This is a genomic window from Rhizobium sp. BK512 (assembly GCF_014194915.1).
In the GTDB taxonomy this organism is placed as follows: domain Bacteria; phylum Pseudomonadota; class Alphaproteobacteria; order Rhizobiales; family Rhizobiaceae; genus Rhizobium.
Window position 1 is genome coordinate 575,892 of record NZ_JACIAS010000003.1, and the last position, 16,420, is coordinate 592,311.

The 16,420-nt window shown below is 60.2% G+C and carries 13 protein-coding genes; 3 read left to right on the forward strand and 10 right to left on the reverse strand.

Annotated features, from left to right (window positions below):
* Nucleotides 1-180: 180 nt before the first annotated feature.
* The 8 genes from FHX06_RS13515 to FHX06_RS13550 all read right to left on the reverse strand — a co-directional run bounded on the left by FHX06_RS13515 (nt 181) and on the right by FHX06_RS13550 (nt 11,368).
* Entirely contained in the window at nt 181-1,314 is a 1,134-nt protein-coding gene (locus FHX06_RS13515) for a glycosyltransferase family protein (RefSeq protein ID WP_183879627.1), read from the reverse strand.
* Nucleotides 1,311-2,558, reverse strand: coding sequence for a glycosyltransferase (locus FHX06_RS13520; RefSeq protein ID WP_113210097.1), 1,248 nt, complete (start codon nt 2,556-2,558; stop codon nt 1,311-1,313). The genes FHX06_RS13515 and FHX06_RS13520 overlap by 4 nt, the downstream gene beginning before the upstream one ends.
* Nucleotides 2,559-2,569: 11 nt before the next feature.
* On the reverse strand, nt 2,570-3,778 hold the full coding sequence (locus FHX06_RS13525) for a glycosyltransferase family protein (RefSeq protein WP_113210098.1): 1,209 nt from the start codon (nt 3,776-3,778) through the stop codon (nt 2,570-2,572).
* Nucleotides 3,779-3,873: 95 nt separating this feature from the next.
* Nucleotides 3,874-5,049: an ABC transporter permease gene (locus FHX06_RS13530; protein WP_162710161.1), complete on the reverse strand. Its 1,176-nt coding sequence runs from the start codon at nt 5,047-5,049 to the stop codon at nt 3,874-3,876.
* The gene (locus FHX06_RS13535; protein WP_112546144.1) at nt 5,049-6,047 is read right to left on the reverse strand and encodes an ABC transporter permease; all 999 of its coding nucleotides are present in this window, start codon (nt 6,045-6,047) and stop codon (nt 5,049-5,051) included. Before FHX06_RS13535 ends, FHX06_RS13530 begins: the two co-directional genes overlap by 1 nt.
* 3 nt (nt 6,048-6,050) lie before the next feature.
* Nucleotides 6,051-7,955 carry an ABC transporter substrate-binding protein gene (locus FHX06_RS13540; RefSeq protein ID WP_112968989.1) on the reverse strand — a complete coding sequence of 635 codons (1,905 nt, stop codon included), beginning with the start codon at nt 7,953-7,955 and terminating at the stop codon, nt 6,051-6,053.
* Complete coding sequence (locus FHX06_RS13545; protein WP_113210099.1) at nt 7,955-9,844, reverse strand: ABC transporter ATP-binding protein; 1,890 nt, start codon at nt 9,842-9,844, stop codon at nt 7,955-7,957. Before FHX06_RS13545 ends, FHX06_RS13540 begins: the two co-directional genes overlap by 1 nt.
* A gap of 183 nt (nt 9,845-10,027) precedes the next feature.
* Nucleotides 10,028-11,368: an adenylate/guanylate cyclase domain-containing protein gene (locus tag FHX06_RS13550; RefSeq protein WP_112546147.1), complete on the reverse strand. Its 1,341-nt coding sequence runs from the start codon at nt 11,366-11,368 to the stop codon at nt 10,028-10,030.
* Nucleotides 11,369-11,795: 427 nt separating this feature from the next.
* On the opposite strand from FHX06_RS13550, the gene FHX06_RS13555 reads away from it, so the two are divergent.
* Nucleotides 11,796-13,139, forward strand: coding sequence for a nucleotide sugar dehydrogenase (locus FHX06_RS13555; RefSeq protein WP_113210100.1), 1,344 nt, complete (start codon nt 11,796-11,798; stop codon nt 13,137-13,139).
* Here the strand turns inward: FHX06_RS13555 and FHX06_RS13560 are convergent.
* On the reverse strand, nt 13,129-14,304 hold the full coding sequence (locus FHX06_RS13560) for a DUF3095 domain-containing protein (protein WP_112968993.1): 1,176 nt from the start codon (nt 14,302-14,304) through the stop codon (nt 13,129-13,131). The genes FHX06_RS13555 and FHX06_RS13560 overlap by 11 nt on opposite strands.
* A 121-nt stretch (nt 14,305-14,425) precedes the next feature.
* On the opposite strand from FHX06_RS13560, the gene FHX06_RS13565 reads away from it, so the two are divergent.
* Nucleotides 14,426-14,905: a class I SAM-dependent methyltransferase gene (locus FHX06_RS13565; RefSeq protein ID WP_112546150.1), complete on the forward strand. Its 480-nt coding sequence runs from the start codon at nt 14,426-14,428 to the stop codon at nt 14,903-14,905.
* Between the two features lie 7 nt (nt 14,906-14,912).
* On the opposite strand, the gene FHX06_RS13570 is transcribed toward FHX06_RS13565, so the two are convergent.
* On the reverse strand, nt 14,913-15,368 hold the full coding sequence (locus FHX06_RS13570; RefSeq protein ID WP_112546151.1) for an Rrf2 family transcriptional regulator: 456 nt from the start codon (nt 15,366-15,368) through the stop codon (nt 14,913-14,915).
* 136 nt (nt 15,369-15,504) lie between these two features.
* Between FHX06_RS13570 and FHX06_RS13575 the strand changes: the two genes are divergently transcribed.
* Nucleotides 15,505-16,410: an NAD(P)/FAD-dependent oxidoreductase gene (locus tag FHX06_RS13575; protein ID WP_183879629.1), complete on the forward strand. Its 906-nt coding sequence runs from the start codon at nt 15,505-15,507 to the stop codon at nt 16,408-16,410.
* Nucleotides 16,411-16,420: the final 10 nt, after the last annotated feature.

The following is a 16,420-nucleotide window of genomic DNA, read 5'->3' on the forward strand; positions in this document are numbered from 1 at the left end:
CTGTGGGAAAAGTCCGCACTGCAATCCTGATGCTGGGGAAGGGGGAATCTCCGAGTACAGGACCATGCAGTCAGACCGCCGATATCGCAACGAAAACAAGGCGGAGCGGACTGATGTCGAAACGCCGATTCTCGCCGGAATTTTCCTTATATCACATGAATTTTAGAATAGGCGAGGGTTTCAGCCGATCATTGAACGAATGATGGCTGCACTTTTTGCGGCACCGTCTAAATCCAGCGAAACGGCCGGGCGCAACGGTGCTGCAAGTGCGCGTTCGACAGCGGTTTTGACATCGTCGAGCGTCAAGCCCGCCTCCGGCAGGATTTCGGCAAGGCCAAGTGCCTGCAACCGTTCGGCCCGCACGGTTTGCTCTGTCTCGCCTGCCGCCACGAAGGGGATGAGGATCGAGCGGCACTGGGTGCGAAGCAGGTCACCGACCGTGTTGTAGCCAGCCTGCGAGATCGAGACTTTGGCACCACGCAGCAGCGAGGGGAAATCCTTGCGGAACCGTACCAGCGTGACATTGGCAGGCGCATCCTGCGACAATAGGGCAAAATCAGCCGCGGGAAGGTTGGGGCCGGTGATCAGCAGCCATTTGATATCGGCAGGCAAGAGTACCGCCGCATCCCGCGCGGCGCGGATCAGTTCCAGCCCGACGGCGCCGCCGCCTGCCGAAGCGATGATGTCGAACGTCTCGGATGGTTCGGGTGCGGGCGGCGGGGCAACGAGACCGGTGTAACGAATTCGATCGGCGATCTCAGGCGTCAGCGGGAACGTATCCTCCAGACGCACGAAGTTCGGATCGCCATGGACCAGCACGGCATCGAAATGCTCCTTGACCAGCTCGACAGTTTCCTCGTCACGGCCGGGCTTGCGGTTTTCCTGCAGGATATCGCGCACGGAGCTCAAAAGCTTCGGCCGTGGGTTGGCTTTTTCGATCGCATCGAGCAGGGGCAGCAGTTCGAAACGCATCTGCCGGCGGCCAAAGGGGAAGGCCTCGACGATAACGACATCTGGCTTTGCCTCGTCGAAGGCTTTGAGAAGCAGGTCGCGGCGCCTTGAAAGGAACTCCTCGCTTGCTGCCTGCCCATCGGCATAGGCAAGGCCGGAAAAGCCGATATTGCTGGCGACCACCGGCGGCAGCTCGATGGTCTTCACGCCTTCGCCGGGAAAGCCTGGCACCGGCAGGCCGCCGGTGACGACCGTGACGTCGAAGCCATCCTTTACCAGCGCATTGGCGATACGGCTGGCGCGCGCAATATGGCCGATGCCGAGCAGATGCTGGACATAAAAGAAGATGCGGGGAGCCGTCATGACGCCTTCTGCCATTCTGCCTCGAACAGGCCGCTCAACTGCCGGATGCTGGAGTGATAATCGAAATGGCCGCGCACGCGCTCTTCGGCCGCATCCCCCAGCCGCTTGCGCAGATCGGGATTGCGGATCGCCGTCTCAAGCGCTTTTGCAAGGGCTGCCGGGTCTTCCGGTGGCACGACAAGGCCGTTTTCGCCATCGCTCAGCAGCTCCGGCACGCCTGAAACATTGGTGGAGAGACAGACGAGCCGCTGGCTGGATGCTTCGACGAGCACATTCGGCAGCCCGTCGCGGTCGCCATTGGCGGCGATGCGGCAGGCAAGGGCGAAGATGTCGGCGCGGCGATAGTGATCGAGCACGTCTTCCTGCGCCAGTGCACCCTTCCAGGTGATACGGTCGGCAAGGCCGAGTTCAGCGGCGAGCTTCTTCAGCTTGGAAAGCTCCTCGCCGCCGCCGATATGATCCATGCGCCAGTTGATTTCCCGAGGCAGCAGGGCAAGGGCGCGCAGCAGCACATCATAGCCTTTCTTTTCCACCGCCCGGCCGACGCTGAGAATGAAGGCGGGATCGGCGGAATCGCTGCCATCGCGGTTCGAGCGCTCGCCTGCAAAATGGCCGAAGCGGGCGAGGTCGAGGCCGTGATAACTCAGATGTACCGCATCCTTGCGCGCCGTCAGCGCTTTCATGTGTTCGTAGCCGCTGCGGGTACAGGTGACTGCCCAGCGGGCACTTCCGAGCTTCTGGCCAAGGTCCCAGTCGGGCGAAGTCCAGATATCCTTGGCATGGGCCGAGCAGGTCCAAGGCGTGCCCGTCAGGATGCTCGCATATTCGGTCACTGAGGCAGGTGTATGGATGAAATGGGCATGCAGCCACTCGCCCTTGTCGGGCCATTCGCGCGCCAGTACCAGCGCCTGGCCGAGCCTGCGGAAACGATTGCGGGAGATATCGCGCGGCAGATCGGCGAAGAACCGTTTCATCAGTGCGCCGAAGCCTGGCCTGGAAAAACCGGCGAAAAGACCTTTCAATACGCGGATCGGCTCCTCGTGCAGATATTCCGGCAGATAGACGACGCGCGCCTTGATCTCGTCATGCACGGGATGACGCTTCTTGTCGGTCGGTCGACGCATGGAGATCAGCGTCAGGTCGAAGCCGGCCTTTTCGAGGCCGAGCAATTCCTGGGCGATGAAGGTTTCCGAAAGGCGGGGATAGCCTTTCAGCACGACGAGAATCTTGCGGCGTGGCGGCAAAGGAAGGCTCTTTATTCTGCGCCCACGAGAGAAAGGTGGCGTCCACGGCCGTCCAGCCATCCACCAACCGTGCGGGAAATCTGATTCAGCCCCTCCAGGTGCATGTTGCTGCCGCTTTTCGATGGCGGAAGCCGCGAGGGCAGGCGCTTCAGCGTTTCGGCCATGATAGTCGGGTCTCCGGATTGCTCCGGCAGCAGCATGTCGACCAGGCCGAGTTCGCTGGCGCGGCGGGCACGCAGAAGCTGCTCCTCGCGCGGGGCGACGCGGGGGACGATAAGGGCGGGCTTGTCGAAGGAGAGGATCTCGCAATAGGTGTTGTAACCACCCATGGCGACAACGGCAGTGGCACCGTCGATCAATTCTTCCATGTGATTGTCGAACTCGATCACCTCGATATAGGGAATGTTCTCGCCCTTGCGCACGAGTTTCGCGCGCTCGGCGGCCGGCATATAGGGACCGAGCACGACAAGCGCTTTCTGTGTCAGCGTCTCGTCGGCCTCATAGGCGTTCATGACGTCGTGGACGAGGTCGGAGCCATCACCGCCGCCGCCGGTCGTCACCAGGATATAGTCGTCCTTGCGGGCATTCAGCGAGTTCTTGCCCTTGGAAACGCTGCGCTGCAGGAAGCCGACGAAATCCATCTTGCGGCGGACGCCCGAGGGCACGTCGAGGCCGACCAGCGGGTCGTAGAAATCCGGCGGTCCATAGACCCAGATGCTGTCGTAATACTGATCGATCTTCTGCATGATGCCGTTTTTCTTCCACTCGGCTTGGAGCAGATGCGGCGCGTCCATGACCTCGCGAAGGCCCAGCACCAGAGTGGTGCCGCGAGCCTTCAGATAGGCGAGCGTTTCCTCGACCTCGCCTTTTAGCCCCATCGGCTCCTTGTCAACGATGAAGATGTCAGGCTGAAAGGTCTCGGCGGTGTGCCGGATGCTCGATTCGCGCATCTTCAGTGTATCCTGAAGGTCGATATGGCTGGCGAGCGACGTATATTCGCCGTTTCGCAGCTTGATGACGCTCGGGATTTTCACGAAGTCGACTCGGGCACGGTAGTCGAAGGCCCCGGCAATCGTCGCGCCCGATATGATCAGAATATTCAGGCCGCGATAATCCTCGACGAGGGCATGGGCGATCGCCCGGCAGCGGCGCAGGTGGCCAAGGCCGAATGTATCATGGCTGTACATGAGGATGCGCGCATCTTCGAGACGTCTGGCCATCGGTGTGCCCCTAGAGGTGGACGACATACTTCTACCACCCCCGCATGCCGGAGGCCACAATGCGGCGGAGGTGAAACACCTCGCCGAATTCACCGCTATTTGTAGGGATCTGCCGCATCGCGCAAGCCGTCTCCCAGAAAATTGAATGCCAAAATCACCAGGACTACCGGAACGATCGGAAACAGCAGCCACGGATAGAAGGCGATGACGCTGACGCTCTTGGCCTCCGTCAGCAGGATGCCCCAGCTGGTAATGGGTGGCCGGAGGCCGAGGCCGAGGAAGGAAAGCGCCGTCTCGCCGAGGATCATGCCCGGAATGGAGATGGTGGCGGATGCTATCAGATGCGACATGAAGCCCGGCACCAGATGCCGGCCAATGACGCGCGGTGTGCTCGCCCCCATAAGCTGGGCGGCCTGCACATAATCTTCCTCGCGCAAGGCCAGAAGCTTGGAGCGCACGGCGCGCGCAAGCCCCGTCCAGTCGATAATGCCAAGGATGACGGTGATGCCGAAATAGATGACGATCGGGCTCCAGGTCACCGGCATGATGGCAGCCAGCGCCATCCAGAGCGGCAGCGATGGAAGGGATTGCAGGACTTCGATCAGTCGCTGCACGACAAGATCGAAGATGCCTCCCCAATAGCCGGCGAGCCCGCCGATGACGATGCCGAGCACGAAACTGATGGAGATGCCGATCAGGCCGATGGTGAGCGAGATTCTTGCGCCGTAAAGGATACGCGACAGCACGTCACGGCCGAGACGATCGGTTCCGAGCAGGAACATCTGTCCACCGATCGCCGGGCATACAAGATGATAGTTGGCGGCGACGAGCCCCCAAAACTTGTAGCCATCACCACGGCAGAAAAAGCGGATCGGCTGGATGTCGTTTTGCTTGTCGCTGTATAGCCGGTGCAGCGTATCGATATCGAGCGTCATCTGCCGTCCATAGACGAACGGACCGACGAAATTGCCCTCGCTGTCGAAAAGATGGACGCGCTGTGGCGGCGAATGGATGAAATCGACGTTGCGGGTATGGAGCCCGTAAGGCGCCAGGAACTCGACGATCAAGATCATCAGGTAGACGGCGGCAAGGAAAATGCCTGAAGCCAGCGCCAGCTTGTGGCGCTTGAACTTCCACCACATGAGCTGCTTCTGCGAGGCAAGGTGGATACGCGACTGTGCCGAGGTCATCGTCTCCGTTGCGATCGGATCGAACGGGGCAGTCGAAACATAGTGCGGCAGCGGCGCACCGGGCGCGGGTAGGGGCGACATTATTTGGTGCTCCTGCCTTGCAGACGGATGCGGGGATCGAGGAAGCCAAGGGCGATATCGGAAATCAAGACTCCGATGACGTTCAGGAAGGCGAGGAACATCAGGAAGGAGCCGGCAAGGTACATGTCCTGGCTTTGCAGCGCCTTGATCAGCATTGGCCCGGTCGTTTCGAGCGACAGAACGATGGCGACGATTTCCGCACCCGAAATGATCGACGGCAGGATCGAGCCGATATCTGCGACAAAGAAGTTGAGCGCCATGCGCAGCGGATACTTGACCAGCGCCCGCATCGGATGCAGGCCCTTGGCGCGCGCCGTCGTCACATATTGCTTCTGCATCTCGTCGAGCAGATTGGCGCGCAGGCGGCGGATCATGCCGGCCGTACCGGCCGTGCCGACGATGATGACGGGAATCCAGAGATGCGCGAGGATCGACTTCGCCTTTTCCCAGCTCATCGGCTGGTTGAGATATTGCTGGTCCATCAGATGGCCGATGGAAAGACCGAACCAGACGTTGGCGAAATACATCAGGATCAGCGCCAGCATGAAGTTCGGAATTGCAATGCCGAGCAGGCCGAGGAAGGTCAGGCCGTAATCGCCCCAGCTATATTGATGGGTTGCCGAATAGATGCCGATCGGGAAGGCAATCAGCCAGGTTAGAAGGATGGTCGTGAAGGAGACGAGGATCGTCAGCCACAATCGGTCGCCCACGACGTCGGAAACCGGCAGCTGATATTCGAAGGAATAGCCGAAATCGCCATGCAGCATGCCCCCGACCCAGAAGAAGTAGCGCACGATCTCCGGCTGGTCGAAGCCGTATTGATGGCGCAGCTCCTCGATTTCCTGCAGGTTTGCCGTCTCGCCCTGGGCGCGCAGTTCGGCGATCTGGCTTTCGAAGAAGTCGCCGGGCGGCAGTTCGATGATGACGAAGACCAGCGCCGATATTACGAGCAGGGTCGGCACCATGGCGGCGATACGCCAGAGGATATAGCGGATCATCGCTCAGGCCTCCTTGAACCAGAAGGTGTCCGGCATGTAGACGCCGAGGAAAGAGGTCGGATCGAAGCCGTAGAGCGCGTGCTCCGGCACGTTCTGCATTTTGGCGGATCTGAGGATCGGTTGCAGCGTGCTGTTGATGAGGCCGATCGAAAAGACCTGCTGGGTATAGAGGGACAGCATCTTGTGCCAGATAACCTCACGCTCTTCCGTCGTAGCACTTGCGCCCCACTGGTTCAGGAGATCCACAAGCTCGGCCGCCTCCGGCAGATCGGGCGCCTTGCCCTCCTGACCGGCCGAAAGATAGTACATGCCCCAGAGCGGCCATTGAAGCTGGTCATCCAGCGTAGGGGCTAGTCCATAGGGAGACATGTCGGCGGTCGGCACGCCGTTATCCAGCCCGTACCAGATCGACATCATGATCGAACCGCTCATGGCGCGATTGCGAAAGACGTCGCGCTGCGAGGTGCGGGTGAAGAGCGCCAGACCGATATTGGCCCAGTGATCGTGCACGAGTTCCAGAACGTCCGTGTCGAGATTGCTCTCGCCGGCTGTCTCGACGGTGATCTCGGCGCGGCGTCCATCAGGCAGCAGGCGGATACCATCGCTGTCGCGCTTGTCGAGGCCGAGTTCGTCGAGCAGCTTATTGGCCGTGTCAGGGTCGAAATTCACATAGGCGTCGGCATATTCCGGTTTGAAGAGCGGGCTTTCCGGCAGCACCGTATCGGCACTCGCCTTGCCGAGACCGTAGAAGGCCACCATGTTGATCTCATGCCGGTCGATTGCCAGCGACAGGGCTCGGCGGAAGCGTACGTCGCGGAACAGCGCGCGCCAGGTTTCGTCGGCGACATTGAGGTTCGGCAACAGCGTGATGCGCGAGCCGCGCGCCACCTTCCAGAGATTGACCTTCACAGCGAAGCGCTTTTCCGCCTCTTTCAGGAAGGTGTAGTCATTGAAGTCGATGCCCGTCGCCTGCAGGTCGGATTCGCCCGCGCCGGCCTTGGCGGCGATGATCGAGGAAGACGAGACGTTCAGGATGAAGCGATCGAGATAGGGCAGTTGCATGCCATTCTCGTCGACGCGGTGGAAGAAGGCATTACGCTCGAAGACGAACTGGTCGGCCGGCGGCGCCGTGCGGTTCTGCCAGGGATCGAGCGTCGGCAGATCGGGATTGTTGGGCCGGGAAGCGAGCGCCATCTTGATGTGCAGGTCGGCCCACTTCTTGGCGCGGTTCTTCTTCATCAGCTCTTCAAGCTTGGCCTTGTCCTGAAAGCCCTTGTGGAACTGTTTCAGGTAATGGCCCGGGCCATAGATAACGAGCGGCAGAGGTCCGGCAAGCGCCGACAGGAAAACCGGGTTGGGCTTGTCCCAGCTGTAGCGCACAGTCAGCTCGTCGAGCACTTCGAAGCGCGGCAGGGAGCCGTGCGGACGCAGCTCCAGCGCGCCGCCGCCGGGCGTCAGTTCCTTGTTGAGGATGACGTCTTCCCACCAGTAGCGGAAGGCTTCCGCCGTGAAGGGATGACCGTCCGACCATCTGTGCCCCTCGCGCAGCCGGAAGGTGAAGACAGTGTCATTCTCCGAGGTGAAATCGCGCAGGATATCGGGCTGGAACTGCAGCTTGGTGTCGTAGCCAACCAGCCGCGAATAGCCGTAGACGGTCATGTAGCGGATATCGCGCACACCGCCGATGATGGTGCGCACATTGCCGCCATAGGTGCCGGGCACGCGGCCCATCTCCTTGAGATTGACGATACGCGGCTCAGTCGGAATGCGCTCGGCCATTGGCGGCAGACTGCCGTCAGCGACCCTGGCCCTCAAAATTTCTGGCTCGGCGAGCTGCTGTGCCCGGAGCACCGAAGGCGCGATGGCCGAGCCGATCAGGCCGCCGAGAAAGATACGGCGCGTCACCATCAGACCAGTTCCTTCGCATCGGCACCCTTGCGGGCGCGCACCAGATGGCCGCCGCCGAGATCGGCAAAGGCAAGTTCGGAGGCGTCATCGTGGTCCGCCCTGAAGACCGGGCCCCAGTTCTGCTTGTCGGCTGCACCATTTTCCTGCAGCGCCTTGAAGTCGAGCGGCCGGTCGAGATCCGGGAAGGGAACGGCGGCAAGCAATGACCTGGTATAGGGGTGAACCGGATTGCGCAGAATGATTTCGCGCGGCGCGATCTCGACAATACGGCCCTTGCACATGACGGCGATGCGGTCTGCCATGTAGTCGACGACTGCGAGGTTGTGCGAGATGAAGAGGTAGGTGAGCCCCAACTCCTTCTGCAGATCCTTCAGAAGATTGAGGATCTGTGCCTGCACGGATACGTCGAGGGCCGAGACCGGTTCATCAAGGATGACAAGCTTGGGGCCGAGCGCGAGCGCGCGGGCAATTCCGATGCGCTGGCGCTGGCCGCCGGAGAAACTGTGCGGATAGCGGTTGAGATAGCGCCGGTCGAGGCCGATCGCACCCATCAGCGCCTCGACTTTGGCCTTGCGCTCGGCACTGTTGCCGCGATCATGGATTTCGAGAGGCTCGCTAAGGATATTGCGCACCGTCATGCGCGGCGAAAGCGAGGAAACCGGATCCTGAAACACCATCTGGATCTTGGTGCGAAGGTCCTGCAGTTCCGATCCCTTGACCGAGAGGACGTCGATCACATCCTTGCCGTCGTTGAACGTCACCGTGCCACTATCAGGCGTGACCGCGCGCATGAGAATCTTGCTGACGGTCGTTTTGCCGCAGCCCGATTCGCCCACGAGCCCCAGACATTCGCCGCGGCGGATATCGAAGCTGACATCGTCGACAGCGCGCAAGATGGTGGCTTCCTGGCCACCGAAGAAGCTACGCTTGCGCGTCTTGTAGGTCTTGGAAAGATTGGCGACGGAAAGGAGCACGCCGGGCGCTTCCTTTACAGCCGGCTTCTTCTTGCCGATCAGCGATTCCAGATTGACCGGGACGTCCCGCAGGGCCTTCAGCCGTTCGCCTGGCTTCATGTCGAAATGCGGAACCGCGGCCATGAGGGCCTTGAGATAGGGATGTTGCGGATTGCGGAAGATTGCTTCGACCGGGCCGGCTTCCATGATCTCGCCGTGATAGATGACCACCACTTCGTCGGCCATATTCGCGACGACGCCGAGGTCGTGGGTGATCAGCAGCATCGCCATGCCGAGCTTGGCCTGCAGGTCGCGCAGCAATTCGAGGATCTGTGCCTGGATCGTCACGTCGAGCGCCGTGGTCGGCTCGTCGGCGATCAGCAGCGCCGGCTTGCAGATCAGCGCCATGGCAATCATCGCGCGCTGTCGCATGCCGCCCGAGAGCTCGAACGGATACATGTCGTATGTGCGCTTCGGATTGGAAAAGCCGACGAGGCCGAGCATTTCCTCGGTGCGCTCGCGTGCTTCCTTCTTGTCTGCCTTGGTGTGGATCAGCAAGACCTCGCTGATCTGGTTGCCGACCGTGTGGAGCGGCGAGAGCGATGTCATCGGCTCCTGGAAAATAGTCGCCATGCGCCTGCCGCGCAGGTCGCGCATCTCGGCGCTGTCGCGTGACAGCGAGAGAATATCCGTGGCCTTGCCATCCAGCGGGTCGGTAAACAGGATACGGCCGCCAGCATGGGCTGGGGCCGGCAGGATGCCCATGATCGACTGGCTGATAACAGATTTGCCGGAACCGCTCTCGCCGACGAGGGCAGTCACTTTGCCTGGCAGAATCCGAAGATTGGCTTCCTTTACGACACGCAGCCGGTCGCCGAAAACGGAGAAGGCGACGTCCAGATTCTCAATACGCAACAGATCGGCAGCTGACGCCATACCAATGAAATTCCCCAGTCCTTATGTGTTCCCGTTAAGGCACACTATCGTACCGTCAACTGGGTGTCCAGTTGATGACAGGCATGGGGAAAAGCAACCCATGGCGCCTGTTTTACAAAGCGCTTGATGCAGGGGTTGTCATAGACGGCGCTGCGGCCAAAGTGCTGCAATGTTCGCGTGTAGCTACTGGATGAATTTTTCGATAGGCGTGCGTTTTACCTGTTTCTTGTCGCGGTGAAGCATGATGACCTGTTCGGCTTCCGAAAGGCCGTTCTGAACGGCTTCACGGAAACCTTCGTCGACCCGGATTGCAGATGCCGGCGCCCGCGGCTGCAGCACCGTCACCTTCTGGCGGATGCCGCGCAGCTTTTCCTCGCCAAGCGTGATCCATTCGCCGCCACAGTAGCCGGCAAAGGCCTGGCTCGCGACAACCTCGCGGCTATATTTCTTCGTCAGGACCTGTAGACGCTGTACCTCGTTCACTGCCGAGCCAAAGGCGGAGAAGGTAAGACGATCCTTCAGGCCGACATTGCCGAACATGACGTTGCCGACATGCAGACCGATGCCGTAGCCGATTTTCGGCAGCCCCTTTGCCTCGCGATCCTTGTTCAGTTCGGCAACCCGCGCCTGCGCATGATGGACGGCGGAAAGCGCGGCCTCGCAGGCGATTTTGGACGGATCCTTGTGGCGACCGCAGGGATAGACGGCGAGGAAGCCGTCGCCGAGGAAGCTCAGGATTTCGCCGCCGTTGCGGTTGAATGGCGCAGCGATCGCATCGAAAAACTGATTCAGCGTATCGATGTAGGCCTGCCTTCCCTCCTTCTCCGCGTACATGGTTGATTCACGCATATCCGCCATGACGAGGGCGGCTCGGATGGTCTCACCATCGCCACGGCGAACCTGTCCGTTCAAAACGCGCTTGCCGGCATCACCGCCGAGATAGGTGGTCAGCATGTTGTTGGCGAGCTTGGCAAGCACCGCCATCTTGGCAGCGACCGCCAGATGGTTCTGCATGCGCAACAGTGCGTCAATCATGTCGTCGGAAAAGCCGGCCGGGCTGTCGGTCGACCAGGAGCCCATCATGCCCTGCACCGACCCGTCACCGAAGGGTTGCACAAAGGCGAGGTAATCTGTGACCTTTTCTTGCCTGAGATCTTCGAAGATCGGAAATTCACTCGGGCCGTCAGGCATGATGCGGCGGCGGATATGCTGCAGATTGTTGTCGAGAAGATAGAAATAGGGGCTTTGCAGAAAACGGTCCGGCTTCTGGCCGGCCGGCATGCGGAAGCCCTCGATAGTCACGCCGCTCGAGCGCTTCCAGGTAAAGCTCAGCGCGTCATAGAGCGGGTGCAGCATCGAGAAGGTCAGGTGTACGCGCGCGAGTGGCAGGCCGGCGGCCGCGAGCCGCTCGCAGAAACCGCGCACGATGTTTTCAAGGTCGTCACCGGCCAGCGAAGAATTCGTCAGCCATTCAGCAACACGGTCCAACAAAATGGAGGATACGCTGGATTCGATCGTGCTCATTCTTGGTATTATCCTCATGTCGCACGTCCATCCCGAAACGCAAAAAACAGCCCAAACCTGCCCATTCACGATGAACAGATGGTAAGAAAATCAGGATGTACGAGCGGTATTATCGTGTCAACGATTGCCGACAACCGGCTGTGACACCCGCCAGCTTCCGACCTCCTGGAAACGGGCGAGCAATCTTTGCAAAGCAGTTCATTATCATTTGCCAAAATAGGCACGCTGAAAGTGCGAAACAATGGCATCAGTAAATTTTTTGTGCGTTCCGGTTGCCGGGATCGGCCGCCCCCAATCATTTTGTCTATATCCGGCTCACGAATTCAGGCCGCGGGAGGGTCAGGCGCTGCCAAAGAGGCCGGGTTTTATTTGCTGCGATCATGCATTAGATCAGCGTTCGGATTCACTTTTCGCAAGAGGCACGGCCTTGGACGCAAGCTCTTCCACCTTCGAGACGCTTTCAAAGAAGATTGAGGCCCGTACTGCGCGCGCCGGCATCATCGGCCTCGGTTATGTCGGCCTGCCGCTGGCCATGGCCGTGGCGCGAAGCGGCTTTGCCGTGACCGGCTTCGATATCGATCCGAAGAAGATCGTCGCGCTGGATGCCCGCCGTTCCTATATCGATGCGGTGACGAAGGAGGCGCTGGCGGCCGAGATCGATGCGGGGCGGTTCTCCTCGACGAGTGATTTTGCCGGCCTTTCGGATTGCGACGTGATCGTCATCTGCGTGCCGACGCCGCTCACCAAACATCGGGATCCCGATCTTTCCTTCGTGGAAGCGACGTCGCGGTCGATCGCCGCCTATCTGCGGCCGGGCCAGCTCATCGTGCTGGAATCGACAACCTATCCTGGAACGACCGATGATATCGTGAAGGTCATTCTCGAAGGGACCGGGCTGAAATCCGGTTCCGACTTCTTCGTCGGCTTCTCGCCGGAGCGTGAGGACCCCGGCAATCAGCATTACCACACCGAGACCATCCCGAAGGTCGTTGCGGGCGACGGCCCGCAAGCCCTGTCGCTGATGAAGTCCTTCTATGGTGCCGCCGTCTCGACCGTAGTCCCGGTCTCCTCCAATGCCACGGCGGAAGCGGTCAAGCTCACCGAAAACATCTTCCGCTCCGTCAACATCGCGCTCGTCAACGAGCTGAAGACAGTCTACGCCGCGATGGGGATCGATGTGTGGGAAGTCATCGACGCAGCCAAGACCAAGCCATTCGGTTATATGCCCTTTTATCCCGGCCCGGGTCTCGGCGGCCACTGCATTCCGATCGACCCTTTCTACCTCACTTGGAAGTCGCGCGAATACGAGCTGCCGACACGTTTCATCGAGCTTGCCGGCGAGATCAATTCGGCGATGCCGCGCTATGTCGTGGGCAAGCTGGCAGAGGCACTGGATATTCGTGCCGGCAAGGCACTCAGCCGCTCTCGCGTTCTCGTGCTTGGTCTCGCCTACAAGAAGAATGTTGCCGACATCAGGGAAAGCCCGTCGTTGCGCCTGATCGAAATCATCGAAGAGCGGGGCGGCAAGGCGGATTATCATGACCCCTTCGTCGCGGAGATCCCGTCGACCCGTGAATATCAGGCTCTGAAGGGCCGGAAATCCATCGACCTGACACCGGAAGCCGTTGCCGGGTATGATGCGGTTCTCATTGCGACTGACCATGACATGATCGACTACGCGGCTCTTTCGAAGAGCGCCAAGCTGATTGTCGACACCCGAAACGTCTTAAGCCGGCTCGGCCTCTCGGCCGATCATGTCATCAAGGCGTAACGAGCACGCCGGAAAGCTGCTTGCCGGTGATCTGGCTGGCGGCGACGGCGTAACCGCCAGCTGCGCCGTCGATGAAGTGCATGTGGTCGCGCGACAGCGGCGTCGGCACGAAGCAGGTCATCAGTGCCGACGACTGGCGGTGCAGGCCGTAACGCGCCACACCCTTTTCCTGTGCCTGTTTCAACAGCATCTCGATGCGGGCGAGATGTGTGGCGTCAACATCGATTGTCATCTTCAGTCCATCGTCGAATTTACGGAAATCCGAGTTGCCTGAGACGTCCCTCTTGTAGCGGCTTGCGTCGAAATGGGTGAAGGTAATTCCGAATTTATGCAGGAAGACGACCAGGCCGATCTGCAGGAGGATGAAGAGCTTTTGCCGCAGGCGCTTGCCGTCAGGTGCGGTGGCTTTCACCTCGCGATTGATACCCTTCATCGAGAAGGCAAGCTCCGGCCCGTTTTCCGGCACTGGATGCCCGCTCCGGTTCTGTTCTGCGGTGATGGAAACGATGCCGGTAACAAGAGCCTGGAATTCCGGCCCTGGGCCGTCCTCGCCAGGCACGGCGATGATCGAGACGATCTCTCCGTTGCGGGCCTCGATCGGGCTCCAGCGGCAGGAGAGGCCGGTCAGATCCGGCCGGGTGCCGGGTGCGGCCTTCTCGACGCCGTAGCGGCCCATCTTCATATTCTTCTCGGCCCATATCGTGCCACCGCCGGAAAACATCGCATAGGTGACATAAGGACTTGCCGAATAACGGGCGACGCGTACGTCGAGACCCTCCGCGCGAATATCCGCGATCGGTACGATGGCGATGCGCAAATCGAGGTCGAGATCTTCCTTCACCCAGACCTGCGTCGCGGCAAGCGCCTTGCGCGCTTCCTTCTCAAGCGAAACGGGCAAGGCGATCAACGCGCCGTCGCCGGCAAAGACGAAGGGATAGTCGCCCTTGCCGACAGCATTCAGCACCGCGGATATGACGCTGGCACCGGCCATGTTGACGTCCTTGTAGCGGCCGCCGGAAATCGCCTTCGTCGAGCCGACGATATCGGCCATCGCCAGCACCCATCCTTCGGGCAGCGGCTGATAGTTGCTCTCATCGGTCACGCCTTCGAAGTCGCTGAAGACAGGCACGTTGGCGAAGAATGCGTCGTTGGACATCTCGTTCATGGGACTGAGTTTATCACAGACCCGTGTTACCGCTGCAACGGCAATTTGCGTTTCCGACAATCGACTTACACTGCATCGATATGGTAGCACCGCTGACATATTTTATGATGGACGGGACAAGATGAGCCGCCTCGACAGCTTCATTCGCCGATTGACGGCTCAACGCGATATTCTCAACGCGATCATTGACCTGGTGGAAGAGGTGGAGGGGCCGGTGCTCGAATTTGGCCTCGGCAACGGTCGCACCTACGACCATCTGCGCGAGCATTTTCCCGACCGCCGCATTATCGCCTTCGATTGGGAAATACGTTCCTATTCCGCCTCAACACCGCCGGCCGAAAACATGGTGACTGGCAATATCCGCGACACCGGCCAGGCGTTCCTCGGAATCAATGCTGCGCTCGCGCATGCCGATATCGGCACCGGACATGACGAGATCGATGCCGTCACGCTGACCTGGCTGCCGCAGTTGATGGCTGGCGTTCTTACGCGTCACGGAATCGCAGTCAGCGGCTTGCCGCTGGAGCACGCCGAGCTTTTGCCTCTGCCTTTGCCCGACGGCATCAAGGAAGGCCGCTATTTCCTCTACCGCAGGAAATGATCCGCGCTCATGAGGCGCAGGAATAGGGTGTCGCCGAGCGTTCGGCAAATTTTGCCTCGAAGTCGGCCGCGATCTTGTCCAGCGTCACGCTGCCCAACCGCCGCAGGAGCAGCGCCTGTGCCTCCTTCATCGCGTCCTCGAGAGCGGCATTTACGGCTTGCTCCACAAGGCATGTAGGCTGGTCATCGGCCGGCCCGATCGCGAAAAGATGCGGTTCGCCGATGGCGTTATAGACATCGAGCAGGGTGATTTCCGATAGCGGACGCACCAGCGTCCAGCCTCCGCCATGCCCCTTTTCGGAACGGACATAGCCCTGCGCTCGAAGGCCGGCCATGGTGCGGCGGACGACGACGGGATTGGTGTTCAGCATCTTGCCAATCATTTCAGAGGTCGCCGAATGCTCATGCCGATCCATATGGATCAGCACGTGCAGCATGCGTGAAAGGCGGCTGTCATTGCGCATGAGGTTTCATTCCTGTCGATCGAATGCGCCATTATCACAAGCGGATCGTAACAAGACAAGTAACATGATACTTGACCGCTTCATTTCATGTAACTTATGTTGATTCATGATTGAGATGTCGTCGAAGGAGAGTGCTATGTCATACGAGGCTATCGTTGTCGGCGGAAATTTCGCCGGCCTGTCCGCGGCAATGCAGCTCGCCCGGGCGTTGCGCCGGGTTCTGCTTGTCGATGCGGGGGCGCCGCGCAATCGATATTCGCCGGCCTCCCATGGCTTCCTGGGCCAGGATGGCCAGACGCCGGCGGCGATTATGCGGGAGGGAAAGCGGCAGCTTGCGCTTTATCCGACCGTCACCATTCGGGACGGGGAGGTTGTTCATGCGCGTGCCGATGGCGGCGAATTCGTCATCGACATCGAGGGTGGTGGCGAAGAAAGGGTCGCGCGCATCGTCCTGGCAACCGGGATCAGAGATACACTGCCCGAGATCTCCGGTCTGCGGGAGCGATGGGGACACTCCGTGCTGCACTGCCCCTATTGCCACGGCTATGAGGTGAGCGGCGGCAGGCTCGGTGTTCTCGCAAACCATCCGCTTTCAGCACATTCGGCCATGCTGATTCCCGACTGCGGAGAGACAACCTATTTCACCCAAGCGCTATTCGAGCCCGATGAAGAGCAACTCGTGCGGCTGACCGCTCGCGGCGTACGGATCGAGCGCAGCCCCGTCGTGGAATTATTGGGCGATAGTCCCAGGCTTGAGGCCGTTCGCCTCACCGATGGCCGGATCGTGCCGCTCGATGCCGTGTTTGTCGCTCCGAAAACGGCGATGGCCAGTCCGCTTGCCGAGCAACTTGGCTGTGTCTTCGACGATGGTCCGTTTGGTCCTGTCATCCGGACCGGCGATAACAAGGAAACGTCCGTCAAGGGTGTCTTTGCCGCCGGCGACGCGGCGAGCGCCATGCACAACGCCACGCTTGCTTCCGCCTCAGGGGTGCTTGCTGGTGTGCATTGCCATCAATCGCTGGCGATGCAGTCAGCCGGATAGCTCTTGTTCG

Coding starts and splice junctions, on each gene's coding strand:
- FHX06_RS13515 (WP_183879627.1), bottom strand. CDS start 1,314: ATGACGGCTCCCCGCATCTTCTTTTATGTCCAGCATCTGCTCGGCATC.
- FHX06_RS13525 (WP_113210098.1), bottom strand. CDS start 3,778: ATGGCCAGACGTCTCGAAGATGCGCGCATCCTCATGTACAGCCATGAT.
- FHX06_RS13530 (WP_162710161.1), bottom strand. CDS start 5,049: ATGTCGCCCCTACCCGCGCCCGGTGCGCCGCTGCCGCACTATGTTTCG.
- FHX06_RS13535 (WP_112546144.1), bottom strand. CDS start 6,047: ATGATCCGCTATATCCTCTGGCGTATCGCCGCCATGGTGCCGACCCTG.
- FHX06_RS13540 (WP_112968989.1), bottom strand. CDS start 7,955: ATGGTGACGCGCCGTATCTTTCTCGGCGGCCTGATCGGCTCGGCCATC.
- FHX06_RS13545 (WP_113210099.1), bottom strand. CDS start 9,844: ATGGCGTCAGCTGCCGATCTGTTGCGTATTGAGAATCTGGACGTCGCC.
- FHX06_RS13550 (WP_112546147.1), bottom strand. CDS start 11,368: ATGAGCACGATCGAATCCAGCGTATCCTCCATTTTGTTGGACCGTGTT.
- FHX06_RS13560 (WP_112968993.1), bottom strand. CDS start 14,304: ATGAACGAGATGTCCAACGACGCATTCTTCGCCAACGTGCCTGTCTTC.
- FHX06_RS13565 (WP_112546150.1), top strand. CDS start 14,426: ATGAGCCGCCTCGACAGCTTCATTCGCCGATTGACGGCTCAACGCGAT.
- FHX06_RS13570 (WP_112546151.1), bottom strand. CDS start 15,368: ATGCGCAATGACAGCCGCCTTTCACGCATGCTGCACGTGCTGATCCAT.
- FHX06_RS13575 (WP_183879629.1), top strand. CDS start 15,505: ATGTCATACGAGGCTATCGTTGTCGGCGGAAATTTCGCCGGCCTGTCC.